This window comes from Nocardia sp. CWNU-33 (genome assembly GCF_046764895.1).
GTDB lineage: Bacteria > Actinomycetota > Actinomycetes > Mycobacteriales > Mycobacteriaceae > Nocardia.
Window position 1 is genome coordinate 574464 of sequence record NZ_JBKOQN010000001.1, and the last position, 17994, is coordinate 592457.

The 17994-nt window shown below is 66.6% G+C and carries 16 protein-coding genes and 1 tRNA gene; 10 read left to right on the plus strand and 7 right to left on the minus strand.

Translation table 11 applies throughout. The annotated features are described in order from the left end of the window. Nucleotides 1-8: 8 nt before the first annotated feature. Together ACLMAL_RS02020 and ACLMAL_RS02025 are read right to left on the minus strand one after the other, a co-directional pair. Nucleotides 9-647, minus strand: a complete 639-nt coding sequence (locus ACLMAL_RS02020; RefSeq protein ID WP_406235868.1) for a TetR/AcrR family transcriptional regulator — start codon at nt 645-647, stop codon at nt 9-11. 128 nt (nt 648-775) lie between these two features. Continuing rightward, nucleotides 776-1939 carry a pyridoxal phosphate-dependent aminotransferase gene (locus ACLMAL_RS02025; protein ID WP_411997489.1) on the minus strand — a complete coding sequence of 388 codons (1164 nt, stop codon included), beginning with the start codon at nt 1937-1939 and terminating at the stop codon, nt 776-778. 167 nt (nt 1940-2106) lie between these two features. Between ACLMAL_RS02025 and ACLMAL_RS02030 the strand changes: the two genes are divergently transcribed. Continuing rightward, complete coding sequence (locus ACLMAL_RS02030) at nt 2107-3069, plus strand: M23 family metallopeptidase (protein WP_411997490.1); 963 nt, start codon at nt 2107-2109, stop codon at nt 3067-3069. 6 nt (nt 3070-3075) lie between these two features. Here the strand turns inward: ACLMAL_RS02030 and purD are convergent, their stop codons facing one another. Continuing rightward, nucleotides 3076-4344 carry a phosphoribosylamine--glycine ligase gene (gene purD, locus ACLMAL_RS02035; protein WP_411997535.1) on the minus strand — a complete coding sequence of 423 codons (1269 nt, stop codon included), beginning with the start codon at nt 4342-4344 and terminating at the stop codon, nt 3076-3078. A gap of 182 nt (nt 4345-4526) precedes the next feature. On the opposite strand from purD, the gene ACLMAL_RS02040 reads away from it, so the two are divergent. Further along, a complete protein-coding gene (locus ACLMAL_RS02040) occupies nt 4527-4904 on the plus strand; it encodes a PH domain-containing protein (RefSeq protein WP_328408737.1) in 378 nt (125 codons plus the stop codon). 29 nt (nt 4905-4933) lie between these two features. Here the strand turns inward: ACLMAL_RS02040 and ACLMAL_RS02045 are convergent, their stop codons facing one another. Further along, nucleotides 4934-6019: an alpha/beta fold hydrolase gene (locus ACLMAL_RS02045; RefSeq protein WP_411997491.1), complete on the minus strand. Its 1086-nt coding sequence runs from the start codon at nt 6017-6019 to the stop codon at nt 4934-4936. A 119-nt stretch (nt 6020-6138) separates the two neighbouring features. On the opposite strand from ACLMAL_RS02045, the gene ACLMAL_RS02050 reads away from it, so the two are divergent. Further along, on the plus strand, nt 6139-6564 hold the full coding sequence (locus tag ACLMAL_RS02050; protein WP_406235860.1) for an HIT family protein: 426 nt from the start codon (nt 6139-6141) through the stop codon (nt 6562-6564). Between the two features lie 309 nt (nt 6565-6873). On the opposite strand, the gene ACLMAL_RS02055 is transcribed toward ACLMAL_RS02050, so the two are convergent. The 3 genes from ACLMAL_RS02055 to ACLMAL_RS02065 form a co-directional block, all read right to left on the minus strand. Then, nucleotides 6874-6945, minus strand: a tRNA-Thr gene (locus tag ACLMAL_RS02055). Between the two features lie 109 nt (nt 6946-7054). Further along, nucleotides 7055-7297 (minus strand): MbtH family protein, encoded by a 243-nt coding sequence (locus ACLMAL_RS02060; protein WP_011207082.1) that lies wholly within the window; start codon nt 7295-7297, stop codon nt 7055-7057. A gap of 131 nt (nt 7298-7428) precedes the next feature. Continuing rightward, nucleotides 7429-8262 (minus strand): alpha/beta fold hydrolase, encoded by an 834-nt coding sequence (locus ACLMAL_RS02065; RefSeq protein WP_411997492.1) that lies wholly within the window; start codon nt 8260-8262, stop codon nt 7429-7431. 165 nt (nt 8263-8427) lie between these two features. On the opposite strand from ACLMAL_RS02065, the gene ACLMAL_RS02070 reads away from it, so the two are divergent. From ACLMAL_RS02070 to ACLMAL_RS02100, 7 genes are all read left to right on the plus strand, one after another. Then, nucleotides 8428-8598, plus strand: a complete 171-nt coding sequence (locus ACLMAL_RS02070; RefSeq protein ID WP_328408728.1) for a hypothetical protein — start codon at nt 8428-8430, stop codon at nt 8596-8598. Between the two features lie 101 nt (nt 8599-8699). Continuing rightward, nucleotides 8700-10268 carry an alpha,alpha-trehalose-phosphate synthase (UDP-forming) gene (locus ACLMAL_RS02075; protein WP_411997536.1) on the plus strand — a complete coding sequence of 523 codons (1569 nt, stop codon included), beginning with the start codon at nt 8700-8702 and terminating at the stop codon, nt 10266-10268. Between the two features lie 434 nt (nt 10269-10702). After that, entirely contained in the window at nt 10703-11437 is a 735-nt protein-coding gene (locus ACLMAL_RS02080; protein WP_328408727.1) for a response regulator transcription factor, read from the plus strand. A gap of 53 nt (nt 11438-11490) precedes the next feature. Further along, a complete protein-coding gene (locus tag ACLMAL_RS02085) occupies nt 11491-12939 on the plus strand; it encodes a sensor histidine kinase (RefSeq protein WP_411997537.1) in 1449 nt (482 codons plus the stop codon). Between the two features lie 533 nt (nt 12940-13472). Further along, complete coding sequence (locus ACLMAL_RS02090; RefSeq protein ID WP_411997493.1) at nt 13473-14981, plus strand: acyl-CoA synthetase; 1509 nt, start codon at nt 13473-13475, stop codon at nt 14979-14981. A gap of 33 nt (nt 14982-15014) precedes the next feature. Beyond that, complete coding sequence (locus ACLMAL_RS02095) at nt 15015-16964, plus strand: SDR family NAD(P)-dependent oxidoreductase (RefSeq protein WP_411997494.1); 1950 nt, start codon at nt 15015-15017, stop codon at nt 16962-16964. 42 nt (nt 16965-17006) lie between these two features. Further along, complete coding sequence (locus ACLMAL_RS02100) at nt 17007-17957, plus strand: SDR family NAD(P)-dependent oxidoreductase (RefSeq protein WP_411997495.1); 951 nt, start codon at nt 17007-17009, stop codon at nt 17955-17957. Nucleotides 17958-17994: the final 37 nt, after the last annotated feature.

The following is a 17994-nucleotide window of genomic DNA, read 5'->3' on the forward strand; positions in this document are numbered from 1 at the left end:
ACGTCTCGTCAGTCTAGTGCCCGGAACCTATCGATCTGCTGCGGCGTAGCGGGCGCGACGATATCGATCACCTCGAGCAGCGCGCCACGCGCCATTCGCCTTGGCTCCGGGTCGAATTCGCTCAAGGCGGCCACCACGGCGCCGTCGACGACGGCTACCAGCCTGCGCAATTGCTCCGGCCGCACCATTCGATCGGACCGGCGCAGCACATCGGCGAGCAGCTCGTCCAGTTGCGCTCTTAGTCGTAGCTGCACATCCCGCAGTTCCGGGTGCCGCGCCGAGGCCACCGAACGCTCGTAACGCGCGATCAGCTGCCCGCGGGCGTCTTCGTCGTTGCCATCGGTCCCCACCAGGAGATCGAGTACCAGATCGACCGTCGCCTCGGCACCGCGCCGCCGGTGGCTGACGTCGCCGACCCGGTGCCGCATCGCGTCCAGCTCCGCGTTGCCACTGAATTCGACCGCCCGCGCGATCAGATCATCGAGCGACTCGAAGTAGTACGTGGTCGACGCCAACGGAAGATCGGCGCGCGTCGCAACAGAGCGATGCCGTACCGCATCGAATCCGCCTTCGAGTAACAACTCGGCGGCGGCGGCTACCAGAGCCTGGCGACGCCGTTCGCCTTTCGGGGTCGTCGCGGTTATCACCGTGCCATCGTGCCAGTCGTCATCAGTTCATCCGTGCGAAATCAGAGAGGAAACCCAGCCATCGTTGTTTTACCGCATCTGGACCTTCGGGGTGACGAACTGTGCAAACTCGTTGCCGGACACGAGGATCAGCCACGCAGATAGTGACCCAGCCGAACCAGCGCCGCCTCGATGTCCGCGGTGGCTCCGGCAAACGAGAAGCGCACGGTCCGATGTCCTGCGACGGTGTCGAAGTCGAGGCCGGGCGCGAGCGCGACCCCGGTGTGGTCGAGCACGTCCGCGCACCACTTCCTGGCATCGTCGGTGAGGTGGCCGATATCGGCATAGGCGTAGAACGCGCCGTCGGCAGGCGCCAGGTCGGTGATGCCGAGTTCGGCCAGACCGTCCAGCAGCAGCCGCCGATTCACCGCATAACGCCGGACATGCCCGTCGAGCTCGGCCTTCGCCTCCGCGCCGAATGCGTGCAGCGCCGCGTACTGCGAAATCGCGGGCGGGCACACCGTCATATTCGAGGCGAGCCGCTGCAACGCGGGTCGTAAACCGCTGGGCGCCAGCATCCAGCCCAAGCGCCAGCCGGTCATCGAGAAGTATTTCGACACCGAGCCGATGACCACCGATTCGCGGGAGGTCTCCCACGCCGAGGAGGTGCCCGCGCTATCGCCCGCGTAGGTGATGCCGTGGTAGATCTCGTCGGAGATCAACAGCGTTCCGTGCGCGTCGCACCAGCGCGTCAGGGCGGCGAGTTCCGCGGGATCGATCATCGTGCCGGTCGGATTGGCCGGGCTCGCGACCACCAGACCCGCAGGCGGCTCCGGCAGCGCCTCCAGCATCGCCACGGTCGGCTGGAACCTGGTCCCGGCGCGGCAATCGAGCTCGACGACGCGACAACCGAGCGCCGCCAAGGTGTTTCGGTAGGCCGGATAGCCGGGACGGGCCACCACGACGGTGTCGCCGGGGTCGAAGGCGGCGAGGAAGATGAGCGTGAACGCGCCGGAGGAACCGGTCGTCACCACCACGTCGTCGGCCTCGACCTGGTAACCGTAGGTGTCGCGGTGGTGCTCAGCGATCGCCTCCCGCAACGGCAGAATCCCGAAAGTCTCTGTGTAGCCGAGCAATTCGGAATCGATCGCTGCCTTCGTCGCGCGTAGCACCGGCGCCGGCGCCGGCGTCGACGGCTGCCCCGCCGCGAGCACCAGCACATCACCGTGCGATCTGGCGCGCTCCGCGGCGGCTTTCCAGACATCCATCACGTAGAAAGGTGGAATGGTCGACCGGCGAGATTCTCTTGGCACCCGACAGACGGTAGATGGTCGAGCCCGGCACCGCTTCGCTGACGCCCGGCTTTTGTCGGGCGCTATCGACACCGGAGGTCGATCAGGAGTGCTCCGCGTCCCCGAACGAGGTGTGTCGGCACGCGGTCGGGCTTCTCCGGGTCCGCGATCAGGCTATGGTCGGCTCAATGCTTGACAAAGCTCGCCGCGCGGGACTGGAACGCGTACGCGGAGTGGGTGGCATCGGGGTCATTCCGCGGGATTGGCGTGCCAAGCCGCAGGAACGCCCCCACCGCGACGTCAGCGCCCTGATTGCGCGCGCCGAGCGCGAACTGCACAACCTGCGGCAGCGACCGCGGCCCGACCCGCGCAAGCTCTGGCAGCGGCGACTGGAGCCCGACTACCGCGCGCTCTTGCGCAAGCATCGGATCCTGATCGCCGGTCTCTGCGCGACGGCGCTGTTCGCCGCCGCCGATTCGTCGTTCACCTGGGGGGTCACCGACCGGGTTCCCGGTCCGGGCGAAGCCCAACGCGTTGCCTTCGCCTATCCGCAGCAGATGCAGTCGACCCCGCCGTCGGCGCGCAGGTACCTCAACGCGATCGCCAACGGCGAGCTACTCCGCGAGCAGGCGGTGGTCGCCGCCGCCGCGCGCAGCACCCTCGAACGCGCCAAGGCCGAGGCCGCCGCCGCGGTGGCCGGGGAACGGCAGCCGTGGATGACCGGCAGCGCACCGGTGTACCCCGGCTCGATCGTGCCGGACGGCACCGGCTTCGTGTTGCCGACCCGAGGCATCTTCACCTCTGGATTCGGTTCCCGGTGGGGCACCTTCCACAACGGCATCGATATTGCGGGACCGATCGGCACGCCGATCTACGCCGTCGCCAACGGCACCGTCATCGACGCTGGCCCGGCCCAGGGCTTCGGGCTATGGGTGCGCATCCGGCACGACGACGGCACCATCACGGTCTACGGGCACATGTACGACTTCTTCGTGTCCGTCGGCGAGCGCGTCCCGGCGGGCATGCAGATCGCGCGCATGGGCAACCGCGGCGATTCTTCTGGTCCGCACCTGCACTTCGAGGTCATCGCCGGCGGCCAGCACGTGGACCCCCAGCAATGGCTGGCGGTCCACGGCCTCACCTTCGGATAACTCGCCTCAGACCGTGATCCGGTCCTCGACCGCAGCGAGGCCGATGTCGGTGCGGTAGTGACTGCCGGGGAGTTTGATCGAGGCGACGCGCTCGTAGGCGTGTGCGCGGGCCTCCGACAGGTCCGCGCCGACGCCGACGATGCTGAGGACCCGGCCGCCCGCGGAGACCAGGGCACCGTCCTCGCGCTGCGCGGTGCCCGCGTGCAGGACCGTGGAGTCCTCGCGCGGGCCGTCTCCCGTGCCGGTGATGACGTCCCCGATGCGCGGGCGGCCCGGGTAGTTTTCGGCGGCGACCACCACGGTGATGGCGGAGCCGTCCCGCCAGCGCGGTGCGGCGACATCGGCAAGGGTGCCGGTGGCGGTGGCGTTCAGCAGCTCGGCCAGCGGGCTCTCCAGCAGTGCGAGCACCGCCTGCGTCTCGGGGTCACCGAAGCGGCAGTTGAATTCCACTACGGCGGGGCCTGCCGCGCCGATCGCCAGACCCGCGTAGAGCAGGCCGGAGAACGCGCTGCCGCGCCGCACCAGTTCGGCGGCGACCGGCTTGACCACGTCCTCCACGATCTCGGTGACGGTCTCCGCGGGCAGCCACGGCAACGGCGTGTACGCGCCCATGCCGCCGGTGTTGGGTCCGGTGTCGCCGTCGCCGACGCGCTTGTGATCCTGCGCGGGCAGCAGCGGAACCACGGTTTCACCGTCGACCAGGCAGAACAGCGAAACTTCCGGTCCGTCGAGGAAGGATTCCAGCAGCACCGGATGACCATTTTCGAGCAGTTCGGCGCCGTGGTCGCGGGCCGCGAGCCGGTCCGCGGTCACCACAACGCCCTTGCCCGCGGCCAGTCCATCGTCCTTCACCACCCAGGTGGGGCCGAAGCGGTCGAGCGCGGCGTCGAGTTCGGCCGGGGTGTCCACGATCTCGCTGTGCGCGGTGCGCACCCCCGCCGCCGACATGACGTCCTTGGCGAAGGCCTTGGAGCCTTCGATCCGCGCGGCAGCGGCGGAGGGACCGAAGCAGGCGATACCCGCCGCGCGGACCGCGTCGGCGACACCGAGCACCAGCGGCACCTCGGGGCCGATCACCACGAGATCCGCCGCCAGCTCGGTGGCCAGCGCCACCACCGCCTCAGCCGAGCACGGATCGACGGGGCGGATCTCGGCGTGCTGGGCGATCCCCGCATTGCCTGGCGCCGCGTAGAGCGCGCTCACCGCGGAGTCCCGGCGCAGCGCAAGGACGAGGGCATGTTCACGGGCTCCGGAACCGATGACGAGTACTCGCACGGCCATCAGCTTAAAGTGTGCCGATTCCCGCGCGCCCGGTAGTCGGCGGAGTGAACATACGACATCAGTTGTCGCCTTCCCCGCCGCCGGTGAAACAGACAGGGATGATGGTTGGAGAGAACCGGTGTGGGCCCGGTTGTGCCCGCATCTCGCACCCAGACTGCGCAAAGGACGTGCTTACGATGGGTCTGATCGACGGACTGATGGGCAATGCCGGGCGTATCGATCCCGGCCAGGCACAGACGGAGTACGCGAAACTTCTCGGCAACGGTGAACAGATCTATGCCGCGTATCTGCTTGTCCGCGATGCCATCCTGTTCACCAACCGACGCTTGATCCTCGTCGACAAACAGGGTCTCTCGGGCCGGAAGGTCAGCTACCACAGCGTCCCCTACCGGGCGATCACCCACTTCTCGGTGGAAACCGCGGGCACCTTCGACCTGGATGCCGAACTCGCCATTTGGATCTCCGGCTCGCACGAGCCGATCCAGAAGCGGTTCAACCGCCAGGTCGATATCTATGAGGTGCAGGGCATCCTGTCGCATTTCGTCGCGGTGTAGGTCGCACGCGCCCTACACCACTGAAAGGCCTACGCGGGCAGCCGCGTCTGATCACCGGTCACCACCGGACGCACCCGGGTCAGCAGCAGCTCGAGGAATTGCGCGGGCTGCCAGCACGACGCGAAGTGGGTGGCGTCGGTGATCAGCGCGAACTCCTTGTGCGGGGCCTGCACGTCGTCGAAGTAGCGGCGGGCCCGATCGGCGGGCATCAGGGTGTCGTGTTCGCCCTGGAAGATGAAGAACGGGAGCTCGAATCGCGTTCCGTCGCGCCAGGAATCGAAGTGCACGGACTCGACGCCGAGCTGCTCGGAGAACTTCATGCCACTCGCGCCGTCTTTGAGATCGCGCAGCCCATGCTGGGGTGAGAACCACATCGACGGGAGGATCAGCTTCTTCAGCATCTCGACCAGGAACGGGTCGGAGCTGGTCTTCAGTTTGGCGTGCAGGCCCCAGTCCGCCGCCGACCACTTGGTTTCGTCCGGGCCGATCTGCTCCAGCTTCGCTGCGTCGGAACGCTTTCCGTTGTCGCGCAGTCGCTGCACGGTCGCATAGAACACGCTGTCGTCGCGCTCGCCGCCGAGGATGTTCTGGTCGGTACCGACGTATGCCGAGTACAGCTCGGGGTGGTTTCGCGCGAGGCGAAGTCCGAGCACCGATCCGAAGGAGTTGCCGAGCAGCACCACCTTGCCGGTGCGCAGCCTGCGCTGTACGTACCGGGTGACCTCCAGCGCGTCGGTGCACAACTGCTGAAAGCTCATCTCACCCTGGTCGCCGCGACCGAAGGTCTTGCCGGTGCCGCGCTGGTCCCAGCGGACGATGGTGAAGTGCCGCTCCCACTCCCGGGTCCGGTTGGCGAAGTAGATGTTCGTGGCGCCGGGACCGCCGTGCAGGTCGAGCAGGACCGGGTTGGCCAGGTCCTCGCCGCGGATCTCGATCCACTGGTCGATGCCGCCGATGCGCACGAAGCCGGCTTCGGAGATGCCGTTCGGGGTGTCGATACGCAGCGCCTTCGCGTTGCTTCGGCGACGCAGTTGGCGGTGACCGAGCAGGCCGGCGGGGGCGGCGGAGATTGCGGCGGCAGTGGCGGCAGTGGCGGCGAGCGCGATGGTGATCATGTCGTTCCTAAATTGTGTCCGTCGGAAACTGATATGTGTATGTTAGACACAGTTTCAAGGCAGTGTCAACCTCCAGCTGCCGCCGCACCGACCCGAGGGCCTGCGCGTAGCCTGCGGGCATGGCTTCTGTTTTCAGTGCGATCATCGACGGTCAGCTGCCTGGCCGATTCGTTTGGGAGGACGAGGAATTCGTCGGTTTCCTCACCATCGCCCCGATCACCCCCGGTCACACCCTCGTGGTGCCCCGCAAGGAAATCGACCAGTGGCAGGACGTCGACGCCGAGATCTTCGCCCGGCTCAACGGCGTCGCCCAGAAGATCGGGCAAGCAGTCCGCCAGGCTTGGGACGCGCCGCGCGCCGGCCTGCTCATCGCCGGCCTCGAGGTGCCACACCTGCACGTGCACGTTTTTCCGGCATTCACCATGGGCAACTTCGACATCTCCGGCGCCGACCACCACCCTTCCCCCGAGTCACTCGACGAGGCCCAGGCCAGGATCAAGCAGGCGCTGCGCGACCTCGGCCACGGCGCACACGTCCCGGACTGAGCTCGTCGTTCACGAAAAACGCCGAAGGGCGGTCACACGCAAAGATGCGCAGTGACCGCCCTTTTTCGTTGAAGCGGCTGGAAGAGTGGCCGAGCCTCTACCACTGAGCTCAGCCGCGCAGCGGCTGGAAGAGCCCCCTGTCAGGATTGAACTGACGACCTTTCGCTTACAACAACGGCCGAGCCTCTACCACTGAGCTCAGCCGCGCAGCGGCTGGAAGAGCCCCCTGTCAGGATTGAACTGACGACCTTTCGCTTACAACAACGGCCGAGCCTCTACCACTGAGCTCAGCCGCGCAGCGGCTGGAAGAGCCCCCTGTCAGGATTGAACTGACGACCTTTCGCTTACAAGGCGAGTGCTCTACCACTGAGCTAAGGAGGCGGGAAAACGGTGACCATCATAACCGGGCGCGCCGACTGCGTGACACCGGATTACGGTGTCACGCAGCGGCAGTTCTATCGAACGTCCCGGCGCAGTATCTAGCCGCGGGTCAGGACTGGGCGCCCTGTCGGGCCGCATCGTCGGCGGCCATCGCGTCACGCAGGCTCTTCGGACGCATATCCGTCCAATTCTTTTCGACGTATTCGACGCAGGCAGCGCGGCTGTCCTCGCCGAAAACGACTCGCCATCCGGCCGGAACCTCCGCGAAGGCCGGCCACAGCGAATGCTGCTCTTCGTCGTTGACCAGGACGAAGAAGCGGCCGTCTTCGTCATCGAAGGGGTTGGTGCTCAATTTCACCTCACTGGATACTGGCGCATGTACGGGATCGACTCTTGGACCCATCCGCCGCTACTGGAGCGTCGGAAGATCCCCGAGCGTTGTGTCGACCCTAGCAAGGTAGACGTTACGTGTTGGCAGTTACCTCAGGCCCCGAAGAAATCGAGCAGGATCTTGTTGACCGCCTCGGGCCGCTCGAGGTAGCCGTAATGGCCCGCATCGGGAATCTCCTGGTAGCGCGCGCCCGGAATCACGTCGGCGACCTCGCGTGACAGATAGGGCGGAATCATCCGATCATCGGCGAATCCGATGGACAGACACGGCACCTTGATCCCTCGATAGGCCTGCACCCTGTCGAAGTCGTGGTCCATCCGGCGCTGCGCGCGGATACCCGGCGTCACCGGGCCACCGGTGAACTCGAACAGGTCGAGCCAGTCGCGGGCAGCGTTCGGATCGGCGAGGGTCGCGGGCGACAGGTTCATCACCGCGGTCACCGCGGCTTCATATTTCGCGGGCAGCTGCACACCGCTGGCGTCGAGGTCGTGCTCGCCGAGCGAGAGCGTCTTCTGAAATTGGTCGAGGCGGCCGTGACCGGCCATGAACACGGCCTTGCGCACCAAATCGGGACGGGCGAGCGCCAATTCCTGGGCCACCCGCGACCCCATCGAGGTGCCGACGACCAGCGCGGGACCCTCGCCGAGCAGTTCGATGAGTCCCGCGGTGTCGGCGGCCAGCTCGTCGATGGTCATGCCGTTGGCGGCCTCGAAGGACGGCGCGATGCCGCGATTGTCGAAGGTGCACACCCGATATCCCGCGGCGACCAACGCGGGAACCTGATGCAGTTCCCAGACTCGTCCCGGGCTGCCCGTCCCCATGATCATCACGACCAGCGGCGCCGATCCCGGCGTGTCTGTTCCCTTGGTTCGGTCGCCCTTGACCTGGTAGTTGAGGGAAATTCCGTTCACCGTGGCCAACGGCATCTTCGAACCCTTTCGTGGAGTTGTGCTGGGCCCCCACGGTATAGGGACCGACGTGGCGGCGCACCGACCGGGCGAACAGGTATCCGGGTGCGGCGCGCGCGCACCAGGTCCGGATACCATTGACTACTCGCACGTACGAGCGTACCGAGCCGGGAGGACAAGAAGATGGCCGCGAAGGGCAGCGCGAACGACATCGCGGACGACGATCTGGAACCACTTGCCGATGAGACCGCCCGCCAAGCGCAGCGCGTCGTCGCCGCGTACGCGGAGGACGCGGACGAGTGCCGGATGCTGTTGTCGATGCTCGGCATCGGACCCGGCGGCCGAGGCGAGTAGCGACCGAGTCGACCAACTCGAGCTCGACGACAACGGCGCCGTCGATAGACCGATAACCACAGCGGGAAAATCGACGCGCAAAGGATGCGTGAGTGGACCAGATGACTGACCAGCCGTCCGACGACTCCGAGCACGCCCTTCCAGACCCATCGCCCGATGGTGCCGTGTTCACCGCAGCGACAACCGATCGCGCCGAGACGAACGGCGCCGGTTCCGGCTTCGTCGTCGTCGCCAATCGACTTCCTGTCGACCTGGAGCGACTGCCCGACGGCTCCACCCGCTGGAAACGCAGCCCCGGTGGCCTCGTCACCGCATTGGAGCCGGTGCTGCGCAACAACAAGGGGGCGTGGGTCGGCTGGGCGGGCGTGCCCGACATCGATGTCGAGCCGATCATCGAGGACGGGCTCGAGCTGCACCCGGTGCCGCTGACCGCCCAGGAGGTCTCCGACTACTACGAAGGCTTCTCCAATGGCACGCTGTGGCCGCTCTACCACGATGTGATCGTGCGGCCGGTCTACGACCGCAGCTGGTGGACCGCGTACGTGCAGGTGAACCGTCGTTTCGCCGAGGCGACCGCGAAGGTGGCCGCCGAGGGCGCAACCGTGTGGGTGCAGGACTACCAGCTGCAGCTGGTGCCCAAGATGCTGCGCATGCTGCGCCCCGATCTGACCATCGGCTTCTTCCTGCACATCCCGTTCCCGCCGGTCGAGTTGTTCATGCAGATGCCGTGGCGGGCCGAGATCATCGACGGACTGCTCGGCGCGGATCTGATCGGGTTCCACCTGCCCGGTGGCGCGCAGAACTTCCTGTACCTGGCCAGGCGGCTGGCCGGACAGCCGACGTCCCGAGGGACCGTCGGCGTGCGTTCCAAGCTCGGTGTCGTGCAGGTCGGGTTCCGTACGGTCCGGGTCGGCGCGTTCCCGATTTCGATCGCCTCCGCCGAACTCGACGAACATTCCCGGCGCAGGTCGGTGCGGGAACGTGCCGCGAAGATCCGCGCCGAGCTCGGCAACCCGAAGAACATTCTGCTCGGCGTCGACCGGCTCGACTACACCAAGGGCATCGATATCCGGCTGGGGGCGCTGGAGGAACTGCTGGTGGAGGGCCGGATCGATCCGGCGGAGACGGTCATGGTGCAGCTGGCGACACCGAGCCGGGAGCGGGTGGAGAGCTACATCCAGATGCGTGGCGACATCGAGCGCCAGGTCGGCCGGATCAACGGCGAGTTCTCCCAGGTCGGCCACCCGGTGGTGCACTATCTGCACCGCCCCATCCCACGCGACGAACTCCTCGCCTTCTTCGTGGCCGCCGACGTCATGCTGGTGACCCCGCTGCGTGACGGCATGAACCTGGTAGCCAAGGAGTACGTGGCCTGCCACAGCGGCCTCAACGGCGCCCTCGTGCTGAGCGAATTCACCGGCGCCGCAGCCGAATTGCGTCAGTCCTACCTGTGCAACCCGCACGACCTGGATAGCGTGAAGGACGCCATCAGCTCCGCACTGGAGGACGACCGCGACACCAAACGCCGCCGCATGCGCTCACTGCGCCGCCAGGTCCTCGCCCACGACGTAGACCGCTGGGCCCGCTCCTTCCTCGACGCCCTGGCCCAAGACCAGGTCGCAGGCAGCGCCCTGCTCACCGACGACGACGTATACCCGGAATCCCGCTAGTTTTTTGGCAGCGCCTGTGTTTTTTGGCAGCGCCTTCGGCGCTGCGTGTTCGCGGCCCCCTTGGTCTCGCTTCGCTCGGAAGGTGTCATCGTGCCGAGTGGGGGCGTTGGTAGTTGAGCTTGCGACTTTGGTGGTTGTGCTGCGTGCTGTTGTGAGGGTGGGGACGGGCTGCGAGGTCTGGGGCTGGGTCTGGCGTCGCGCGGGGGGTGTCATCGTGCCGAGTGGGTGTGTTGATAGTTGTGCTTGCGACTTTGGTGGAAGCGCTTCGGCTGGTGCGGAAGAGGGACGGGCTGGTGCTGGGTCTCGCTTCACTGGGAAGCCGTCATCGTGCCGAGTGGGGGCGTCAGCAGGGATTGTCGCGACCTTGTTGGATACACAGGAATCACCCAGTAAAGGTCCAGCGAGTTCCCAGGCAGGTGTCGGACGATGAAACAATGAGCGCGCCTGCGGAGAGCACACCCGAGGCCCGGGTCCTTGTGGTGGACGACGAGCCGATGATTGTGGAACTGCTGTCGGTGAGTCTGCGCTACCAGGGTTTCGAGGTCGATACCGCGGCTGACGGCGCGCAGGCGTTGGACAAGGCGCGCAGCTTCCGGCCGCAGGCCTTGATCGTCGATGTGATGATGCCCGGCATGGATGGCTTCGGGCTGCTGCGCAGGCTGCGCGCCGACGGCATCGACGCGCCGGTGCTGTTCCTCACCGCACGTGACGAAGTGCAGGACAAGGTCGCCGGACTCACTCTCGGCGCGGACGACTACATCACCAAGCCGTTCAGCCTGGAGGAAGTTGTTGCGCGGCTGCGGGTGGTGCTGCGCAGGTCCGGTCACCACGCGCCGGTGCGGGAGAGTTCGCGCATTCGGTTCGAGGACATCGAACTCGATGACGACACCCACGAGGTGTGGAAGGCGGGCGAGCCGGTTCCGCTGTCCCCCACCGAATTCACGTTGCTGCGCTACTTCATGGTGAACGCGGGCACCGTGCTGAGCAAGCCGCGCATTCTGGATCACGTGTGGCGCTACGACTTCGGGGGTGAGGTCGGTGTGGTGGAGACCTATGTGTCGTATCTGCGCAAGAAGGTCGATACGGGAAACGAGCGTCTGATCCACACGCTGCGAGGTGTCGGCTATGTGATGCGCGCGCCTAATCGCGCGCGACAGGCCGAGAAGTGACGGACGCGCGCCGTCGGAAAGTCCGCAGCAGGCTCTCACGGAGGTGGTCGGCGATCCCACTCCGGGTGACATTGGTGCTCGCCCTTGTTGTCCTGGCCGGGCTCGGTCTGCTGGCTTCCGGAATGGTGGTCACCTCCGTCTTGGAAGATTCGCTGATGCGCCGCACCGATCAGCAATTGCGGGACGCCTCGACGGCGTGGATGCGGCCACCACGGCCTGCACCACCCGGCCCACCGCATTTGCCGAGCGTCTTCTACATCCGGTCCGAACCGAGCGCGGGCAACGGCATCCGGCTCGAGACCCCTTCGTTCATTGCGGATGCCGAACCTGCGCTGCCGGATCCGCCGCCGTGGCGGACCGACCGCGATCCCCCGCCGGGGATTGTCGCCATCACCAAGCCCACCACGGTCGGTTCCAAGAACGGCGCGTCGGTTCAGTGGCGGGCCATTACCGTGCGAACACCGGACGCCACCACGACGGTGGCGGTGCCGCTCACTCAGAACATCGAGACCGTCCGCCGGCTGATCATGCTCCAACTGATCGTCGGCGCCGCGGTCCTCGCCGCACTCGCGGTGGCCGCCTACTTCGTGATCCGGCGCAGCCTGCGGCCGCTGCGCGGGGTCGAGAAGATCGCCGCCGCGATCGCCGCGGGGGATCTGACTCGCCGAGTTCCGGTGCGCGGCACCAATACCGAGGTCGATCGACTGTCGCAATCACTCAACGGCATGCTCGCCCAGATCCAGAGCGCCTTCGCGGCGACCGAGGCGTCGGAGTCCGCGGCACGCCGCTCCGAGGCGAAGATGCGTCGCTTCGTCGCCGACGCGAGCCACGAACTGCGTACACCGCTGACCACGATCCGCGGCTTCGCCGAGCTCTACCGCCAGGGTGCTACCACTGACCCGGCCCTGTTCATGGACCGGATCGAACGCGAGGCCCAACGCATGGGCCTGCTGGTCGAGGATCTACTGATGCTGGCCCGACTCGACGCGCAGCGCCCGCTGGAGCAGGGCCCCGTCGATCTGCTCGCCGTCGCAAGCGATGCCGTGCACAACGCCAGGGCGATGGCGGCCGCCGACGGCTCGGACGGCCCGCATCGTTCCATCGAACTGGAAATATGTTCCGGCGAAGGCACATTGGAGGTGAACGGCGACGAAGAGCGACTGCGCCAGGTGCTGGCCAATCTGCTGAACAACGCACTCACCCACACCCCGCCGGATGCCTCGGTAAAAGTACGCCTGACGCCCGAGCTCGACGAGATCCTGCTCGAAGTCGCCGACACCGGCCCCGGCTTGCCCGCCGACGAGGCCGAGCGCATCTTCGAACGCTTCTACCGCACCGACAACTCCCGGACGCGCGCCAGCGGCGGCACCGGCCTCGGGCTATCGATAGTCCAAGCCCTGGTAGCCGCCCATGGCGGAACGGTTACCGCAGACAGCGTGCCAGGATCGGGCACCACTTTCACGGTGCATCTTCCGCGATCGACGCGACGAGCGGGCGCGTAGGACTGCCACATCTCGTAATCGACTGCCAGACTTCGTATTCGACGTGATCCGTGGCGCTCGGTCTTGTTACGTCGAAATGGAAACAGCCGGGTAAGCCCCCGCCGTGCCACCAACTCCGGAACCGTGTGCACGACAAGCACTTTCATGATCACTTCGCGGCCCGCCACAGAACCACCCCGCGAGCAGATGACACAGGCCGCAGGCAATTGAATGAAACCTGTACTAGTTCTAGTTCACAAATTCTCGCCCCACATCATCAGCCTCCACATATTCACTGGTAAAGCCCGTGTCCGCGCCGATACTCCCTAAAGTATTGACGGTAGAACATGTTCTAGGTAAATATGGACCACGGGACCGGCGCCCTCCGCTGATACAGCGACGGCGCCGAACGAAGGGGATTTGCCGCACCGTCGCAGCACTATCGATGCACGCCGCGATCGGTCCGCTCGGCCGCACGAAAGGCACTGCGCACCAACGGATCAACGGATCAACGGATCAACGATGCCTGGTCGCTGACCACAGGGGGTTACCGCATGTACTCGACGCACGCACTGCACCGTGCACTCCAGCAGACGCCGGACCTCCCGATGACCGTTTCGGGGAGCCGCACACGCACCGTCCGGGAGTCGTTCGAGCGGATCTCCCGTCTGGCAGGCGCCTTCCGGGAGCTCGGCGTCCGGCCGGGAGATCGGGTGGCGATTCTCGCGCTCAACTCCGACCGGTACCACGAGATCTTTTTCGCGACATGGTGGTGCGGCGCTGTGGTGAATCCGATCAATATTCGATGGAGCCCGGCCGAAATCACCGGCGCACTGCGGGATGCGCAACCCAGCCTGCTGCTGGCCGACGACAGCCGGTTGTCGCTCGTCACCGAGCTGACCGCAGGCGCACTCATCGGTGTCTACTGCGGTGACGGATCGCCCCCTGACGACATGCTCGGCTATGAGGACCTGGTGGCGAACACGAAACCGGTGCCGGATCTGCGTACGGGTGAGGACGCGCCCGCGTCGCTGCTGTACACCGGCGGCACCACCGGGTCGGCCAAAGGCGTTCTCATGACACACCGCAACCTGATGACCTCCGCGGTGAGCCACGAAACCGCGCAGGCGGGGGGCGTCTCGCTGCTGACGGCGCCGATGTTCCACATCGCGGCCCTATCGTGCTGGCTCACCCAGAATTACCACGGCGGCACCGTTGTCTTCCTCCCCTCCTTCGAGCCGGGATCGGTGCTGGCTGCCATCGAGAAATACCGGGTGACCAGCGTGACGCTGGTGCCGACCATGATCGGCATGCTGCTCGACCACCCGGACCTGGGAAGCTTCGACACCAGCAGCCTGTGGGCGCTCGGCTACGGCGCGGCGCCCATGCCCGCGACGCTCCTGGAGAGGGCCCGCCGTGCCCTGCCCGGCGCGGGCTTCGTGCAGGGATATGGCACCACGGAGACCGCCATCGTCACCGCGCTGACGCGCAAGGATCACGAAGTAGGCGGAACAAGGCTGCGCTCGGCGGGCCGGGTGGCAGCGCACTGTGAAGTGCGGATCGCGACCGGAGACGGGAGCGAAGCACCCCGCGGCGAGGTCGGCGAACTGCTGGTACGCGGCGACGGCTGTATGCGCGAATATTGGCGACAGCCGGAACAGACCGCCGCGGTGCTGCGCGATGGCTGGTTGCACACCGGCGACGCCGCATACATGGACGACGACGGCTTCGTCTACATCGTGGACCGGCTCGCGGACATGATCATCACCGGCGGCGAGAACGTCTACTCCAGCGAGGTAGAGAACGCCCTGGCCACACATCCGGCGGTGGCGGCGTGCGCGGTGATCGGCCTGCCCGACCAGCGGTGGGGCGAGCGGGTGCACGCGGTGGTGGTGCTGGCACCCGGCGCGCGGGCCACCGAGGCCGAATTACGCACGCACGCAGCCGCTTCGATTGCCCGATACAAGGTGCCGCGCGCCATCGACTTCGTCGCCGCGATGCCGCTCTCGGCCGCGGGGAAGGTGCTCAAAAGTCTGCTGCGCGACCAACTGGTCACGGGTTGACCGATTTTCGTTTTCAGAAGGGTAGGGGAATCAATGCACTCGACGATCGACACTGCGCGACCCGGCCGGCGGGCCAAACTGCGAGCCGGACTGGAGAACGGATTCGAGGTGCTCAGGCACGGCCGCCTCCGGGGCGGGAACGAGCCGTTGCCGTTCGACATTGCCGAGCAGCGGGCGATGTACCGACTGCGCCGCTATCAACCGCCGGAATCGGCTGGGGGCAGCAATCCCCCGGTGGTCCTCATGATTCCGACGCTCATGCTGTCGGCCGATCTCTACGACCTCGATGCACACCACGGCGCAGTGGCCACGCTGCGGCAGGCGGGCGTACATCCGTGGGTCATCGACTTCGGTTCGCCCGCCGAGGAAGAACACGGCTGGCAGCGCACGATCGCCGATCACGTGATCGCAGTGAGCGATGCGATCGCCACCATGCACCGTGACACCGGCCGTGACGTCCACCTGCTCGGTTTCTCCCAGGGCGGTATGTTCGCCTACCAGGCCGCCGCGTACCGACGCGGTACACACGTGGCGAGCATCATCACCTGTGGCAGCCCGGTGGACACCGAAACCGCCGCGCTGCCCTTCGGCCTGCCACCGGAGATCATGGCGAATGCGGCAGACTTCTTGGCCGACAATGTGATCGGCAGGATGCGCATCACCGAGGGCATGCTGCGCACCTGGTTCAAGATGCTCGATCCGATGAACACCGTGCGCCGTCGCCGGGCGTTCCTGCGGCAACTCCACGACCGCGAGGCGCTGCTGCCCGACGAGCGCAGGCGGCGCTTCCTCGCCAAGGACGGGTGGGTCGGTTATCCGGGCCCGGCGGCCGCGGATCTGGTGCGCGAGTTCATCGGCAGGAATAGACTGCTTTCCGGCAGCATCGTCATCGGCGACCGGCTGGCGACACTGGCCGAAATCACCTGCCCCATACTCGCTTTCGCCGGCAAGTACGACACCATCGCGACACCGGCGGCGGTGCGCGCGGTAGGCCGCGCCGCGCCGAAAGCCGCCGCATACGAGGTCTGCGCCGTGGCGAGCCACTTCGGTCTGGTCGCGGGTAGCGGAGCAACCGGAGTGACCTGGCCGACCACGGCGCGGTGGATCACCTGGCTGGAGAACGGCGGACCACGCCCGGAGCTGGTCCAGGAAATCGAGGGGGCGCAACCAGCATCCGATGCCGAAGGTCGGCCGCAACCACCGGCCGGGGCGTTGGCGGACCGTCAGGTCTTGATCACCGGGGCCACCTCCGGAATCGGACGGGCCGCCGCCCTCGCGGTCGCCGCGGAGGGCGGCACCGTGCTGCTGATCGGCAGGCGCGGCCCCGAACTCACGCAGGTGGTCGAGGACATCCGAACCGGCGGCGGCAGCGCGTACGGATACCAGTGCGACATCACCGATGCCGCGGCCACCGGGCAGATCGTCGAGCAGATCCTCGAAAACCACGGCCACGTGGACATGCTGGTGAACAATGCGGGCCGCTCCATCCGGCGCTCACTCGGGCAGTCCACCGACCGCTTGCACGACTTCGAACGCACCATGGCGGTCAACTACTTCGGCGCGCTGCGGCTGACGCTGGCCTTGCTGCCACAGATGCGGGAACGCAAGTTCGGCCATATCGTGAACATCAGTACCGGAGCCGTCCAAGTGAGCGCACCGCGATTCGCGGCCTATCTGGCCAGCAAGGCGGCGCTGAACAAATTTACCGATGTCGCCGCCGCCGAAACCTCCAGCGACTGCGTCACTTTCACCACGATCCACTTGCCGCTGGTGCGCACACCGATGATCGCGCCCGGCGACTACCGGGCCTTCAAGGTCCGCACACCCGAATGGGCGGCGGGTCTCATTGTGAAAGCACTTGTCAAGCGCCCCAAGCGAATAGTGATGGCCAAGGCCGCGCTGTGGGAAGCCTGGGGATTGATCGCGCCACGGCACAAGGACCGCGTCATGCACCAGCGCTACCTGGCCACCGCCGAGCGCTGACCCATCCCGTGATCCGGAAACTCGAGAGCTGAGGACAGCGCATTGAACCTCGACAGATACCGCACCTTGATGGCCGATGTCGAAGCGGGTAAGAACGGCAAGGTCGGCAAGGCCATCCAGGCCGGAACCATCCGATGGTTGCTGCAACCGATGGCCAAGGGCGGTCGATCACCTGGTGGCGCGAGACCATCCGGCGCGAACTTCACCGGACTGCGAATCCTGGTGACCGGCGGCTCGTCCGGAATCGGCAGGGCCGCGGCGCACCGGTTCGCCGGACTCGGCGCGGAGGTCGTTGTCGTGGCGCGCCGGATCGCGGAATTGGACCGGCTCTGCGCCGAGATCACCGAGTCGGGCGGCATGGCGCACGCGATCGCCTGCGATCTCACCGACCCCGAGTCGGTCACCGCGCTCGCCGCGGAGGTGCGTACCCGGTGGAGCGGCATGGACGTCCTGGTCAACAATGCCGGCCGATCGATCCGGCGCAGCATCACCGACTCCTTACAGCGCTACGAGCAGGGCGAGCCGGGCGACCGGCGGATCCTGCACGACTTCGAGCGCACCATGGCGATCAACTACTTCGGCGCTGTCGCGCTGACCATGCAACTGCTGCCCGCCATGCTCGAGCGCGGCACCGGCCACATCATCAATGTCGGTACCGCGGGCGCGCACATGGGCAGCATGCCGAGGTACTCCGCCTATGGTGGTTCCAAAACGGCGCTGACCGCCTTCGGCCGCAGCCTCGGTGCGGAGCTGAGCAGCCGGGGCATCGCCGCGACAACGGTTCAGTTTCCGCTGGTGCAGACGCCCATGATCGATGAAACCGAGGATTACCGTGGTGTTCCGACTCTCGCCCCGGAGGCCGCGGCGGAATGGCTGGTGCGGGCAATCCGCACCAGACCGATCGCGCTGTATCCACGCTTCGCCGCACTGATGCGGGCCTACAGCGCGCTGTTTCCGACCGCAGCCGACCGCGCCCTGCTCATGGCATCGTGAACTGCTGCCGGTGCACCGACAACAGGGTGGTGCACCG

What these genes read in the sequence shown, in the direction of transcription:
- ACLMAL_RS02070 (WP_328408728.1), top strand. Translation starts at nt 8,428, where the DNA reads ATGGCCGCGAAGGGCAGCGCGAACGACATCGCGGACGACGATCTGGAA.
- ACLMAL_RS02030 (WP_411997490.1), top strand. Translation starts at nt 2,107, where the DNA reads ATGCTTGACAAAGCTCGCCGCGCGGGACTGGAACGCGTACGCGGAGTG.
- ACLMAL_RS02040 (WP_328408737.1), top strand. Translation starts at nt 4,527, where the DNA reads ATGGGTCTGATCGACGGACTGATGGGCAATGCCGGGCGTATCGATCCC.
- ACLMAL_RS02090 (WP_411997493.1), top strand. Translation starts at nt 13,473, where the DNA reads ATGTACTCGACGCACGCACTGCACCGTGCACTCCAGCAGACGCCGGAC.
- ACLMAL_RS02095 (WP_411997494.1), top strand. Translation starts at nt 15,015, where the DNA reads ATGCACTCGACGATCGACACTGCGCGACCCGGCCGGCGGGCCAAACTG.
- ACLMAL_RS02045 (WP_411997491.1), bottom strand. Translation starts at nt 6,019, where the DNA reads ATGATCACCATCGCGCTCGCCGCCACTGCCGCCACTGCCGCCGCAATC.
- ACLMAL_RS02065 (WP_411997492.1), bottom strand. Translation starts at nt 8,262, where the DNA reads ATGCCGTTGGCCACGGTGAACGGAATTTCCCTCAACTACCAGGTCAAG.
- ACLMAL_RS02075 (WP_411997536.1), top strand. Translation starts at nt 8,700, where the DNA reads ATGACTGACCAGCCGTCCGACGACTCCGAGCACGCCCTTCCAGACCCA.
- ACLMAL_RS02050 (WP_406235860.1), top strand. Translation starts at nt 6,139, where the DNA reads ATGGCTTCTGTTTTCAGTGCGATCATCGACGGTCAGCTGCCTGGCCGA.
- ACLMAL_RS02080 (WP_328408727.1), top strand. Translation starts at nt 10,703, where the DNA reads ATGAGCGCGCCTGCGGAGAGCACACCCGAGGCCCGGGTCCTTGTGGTG.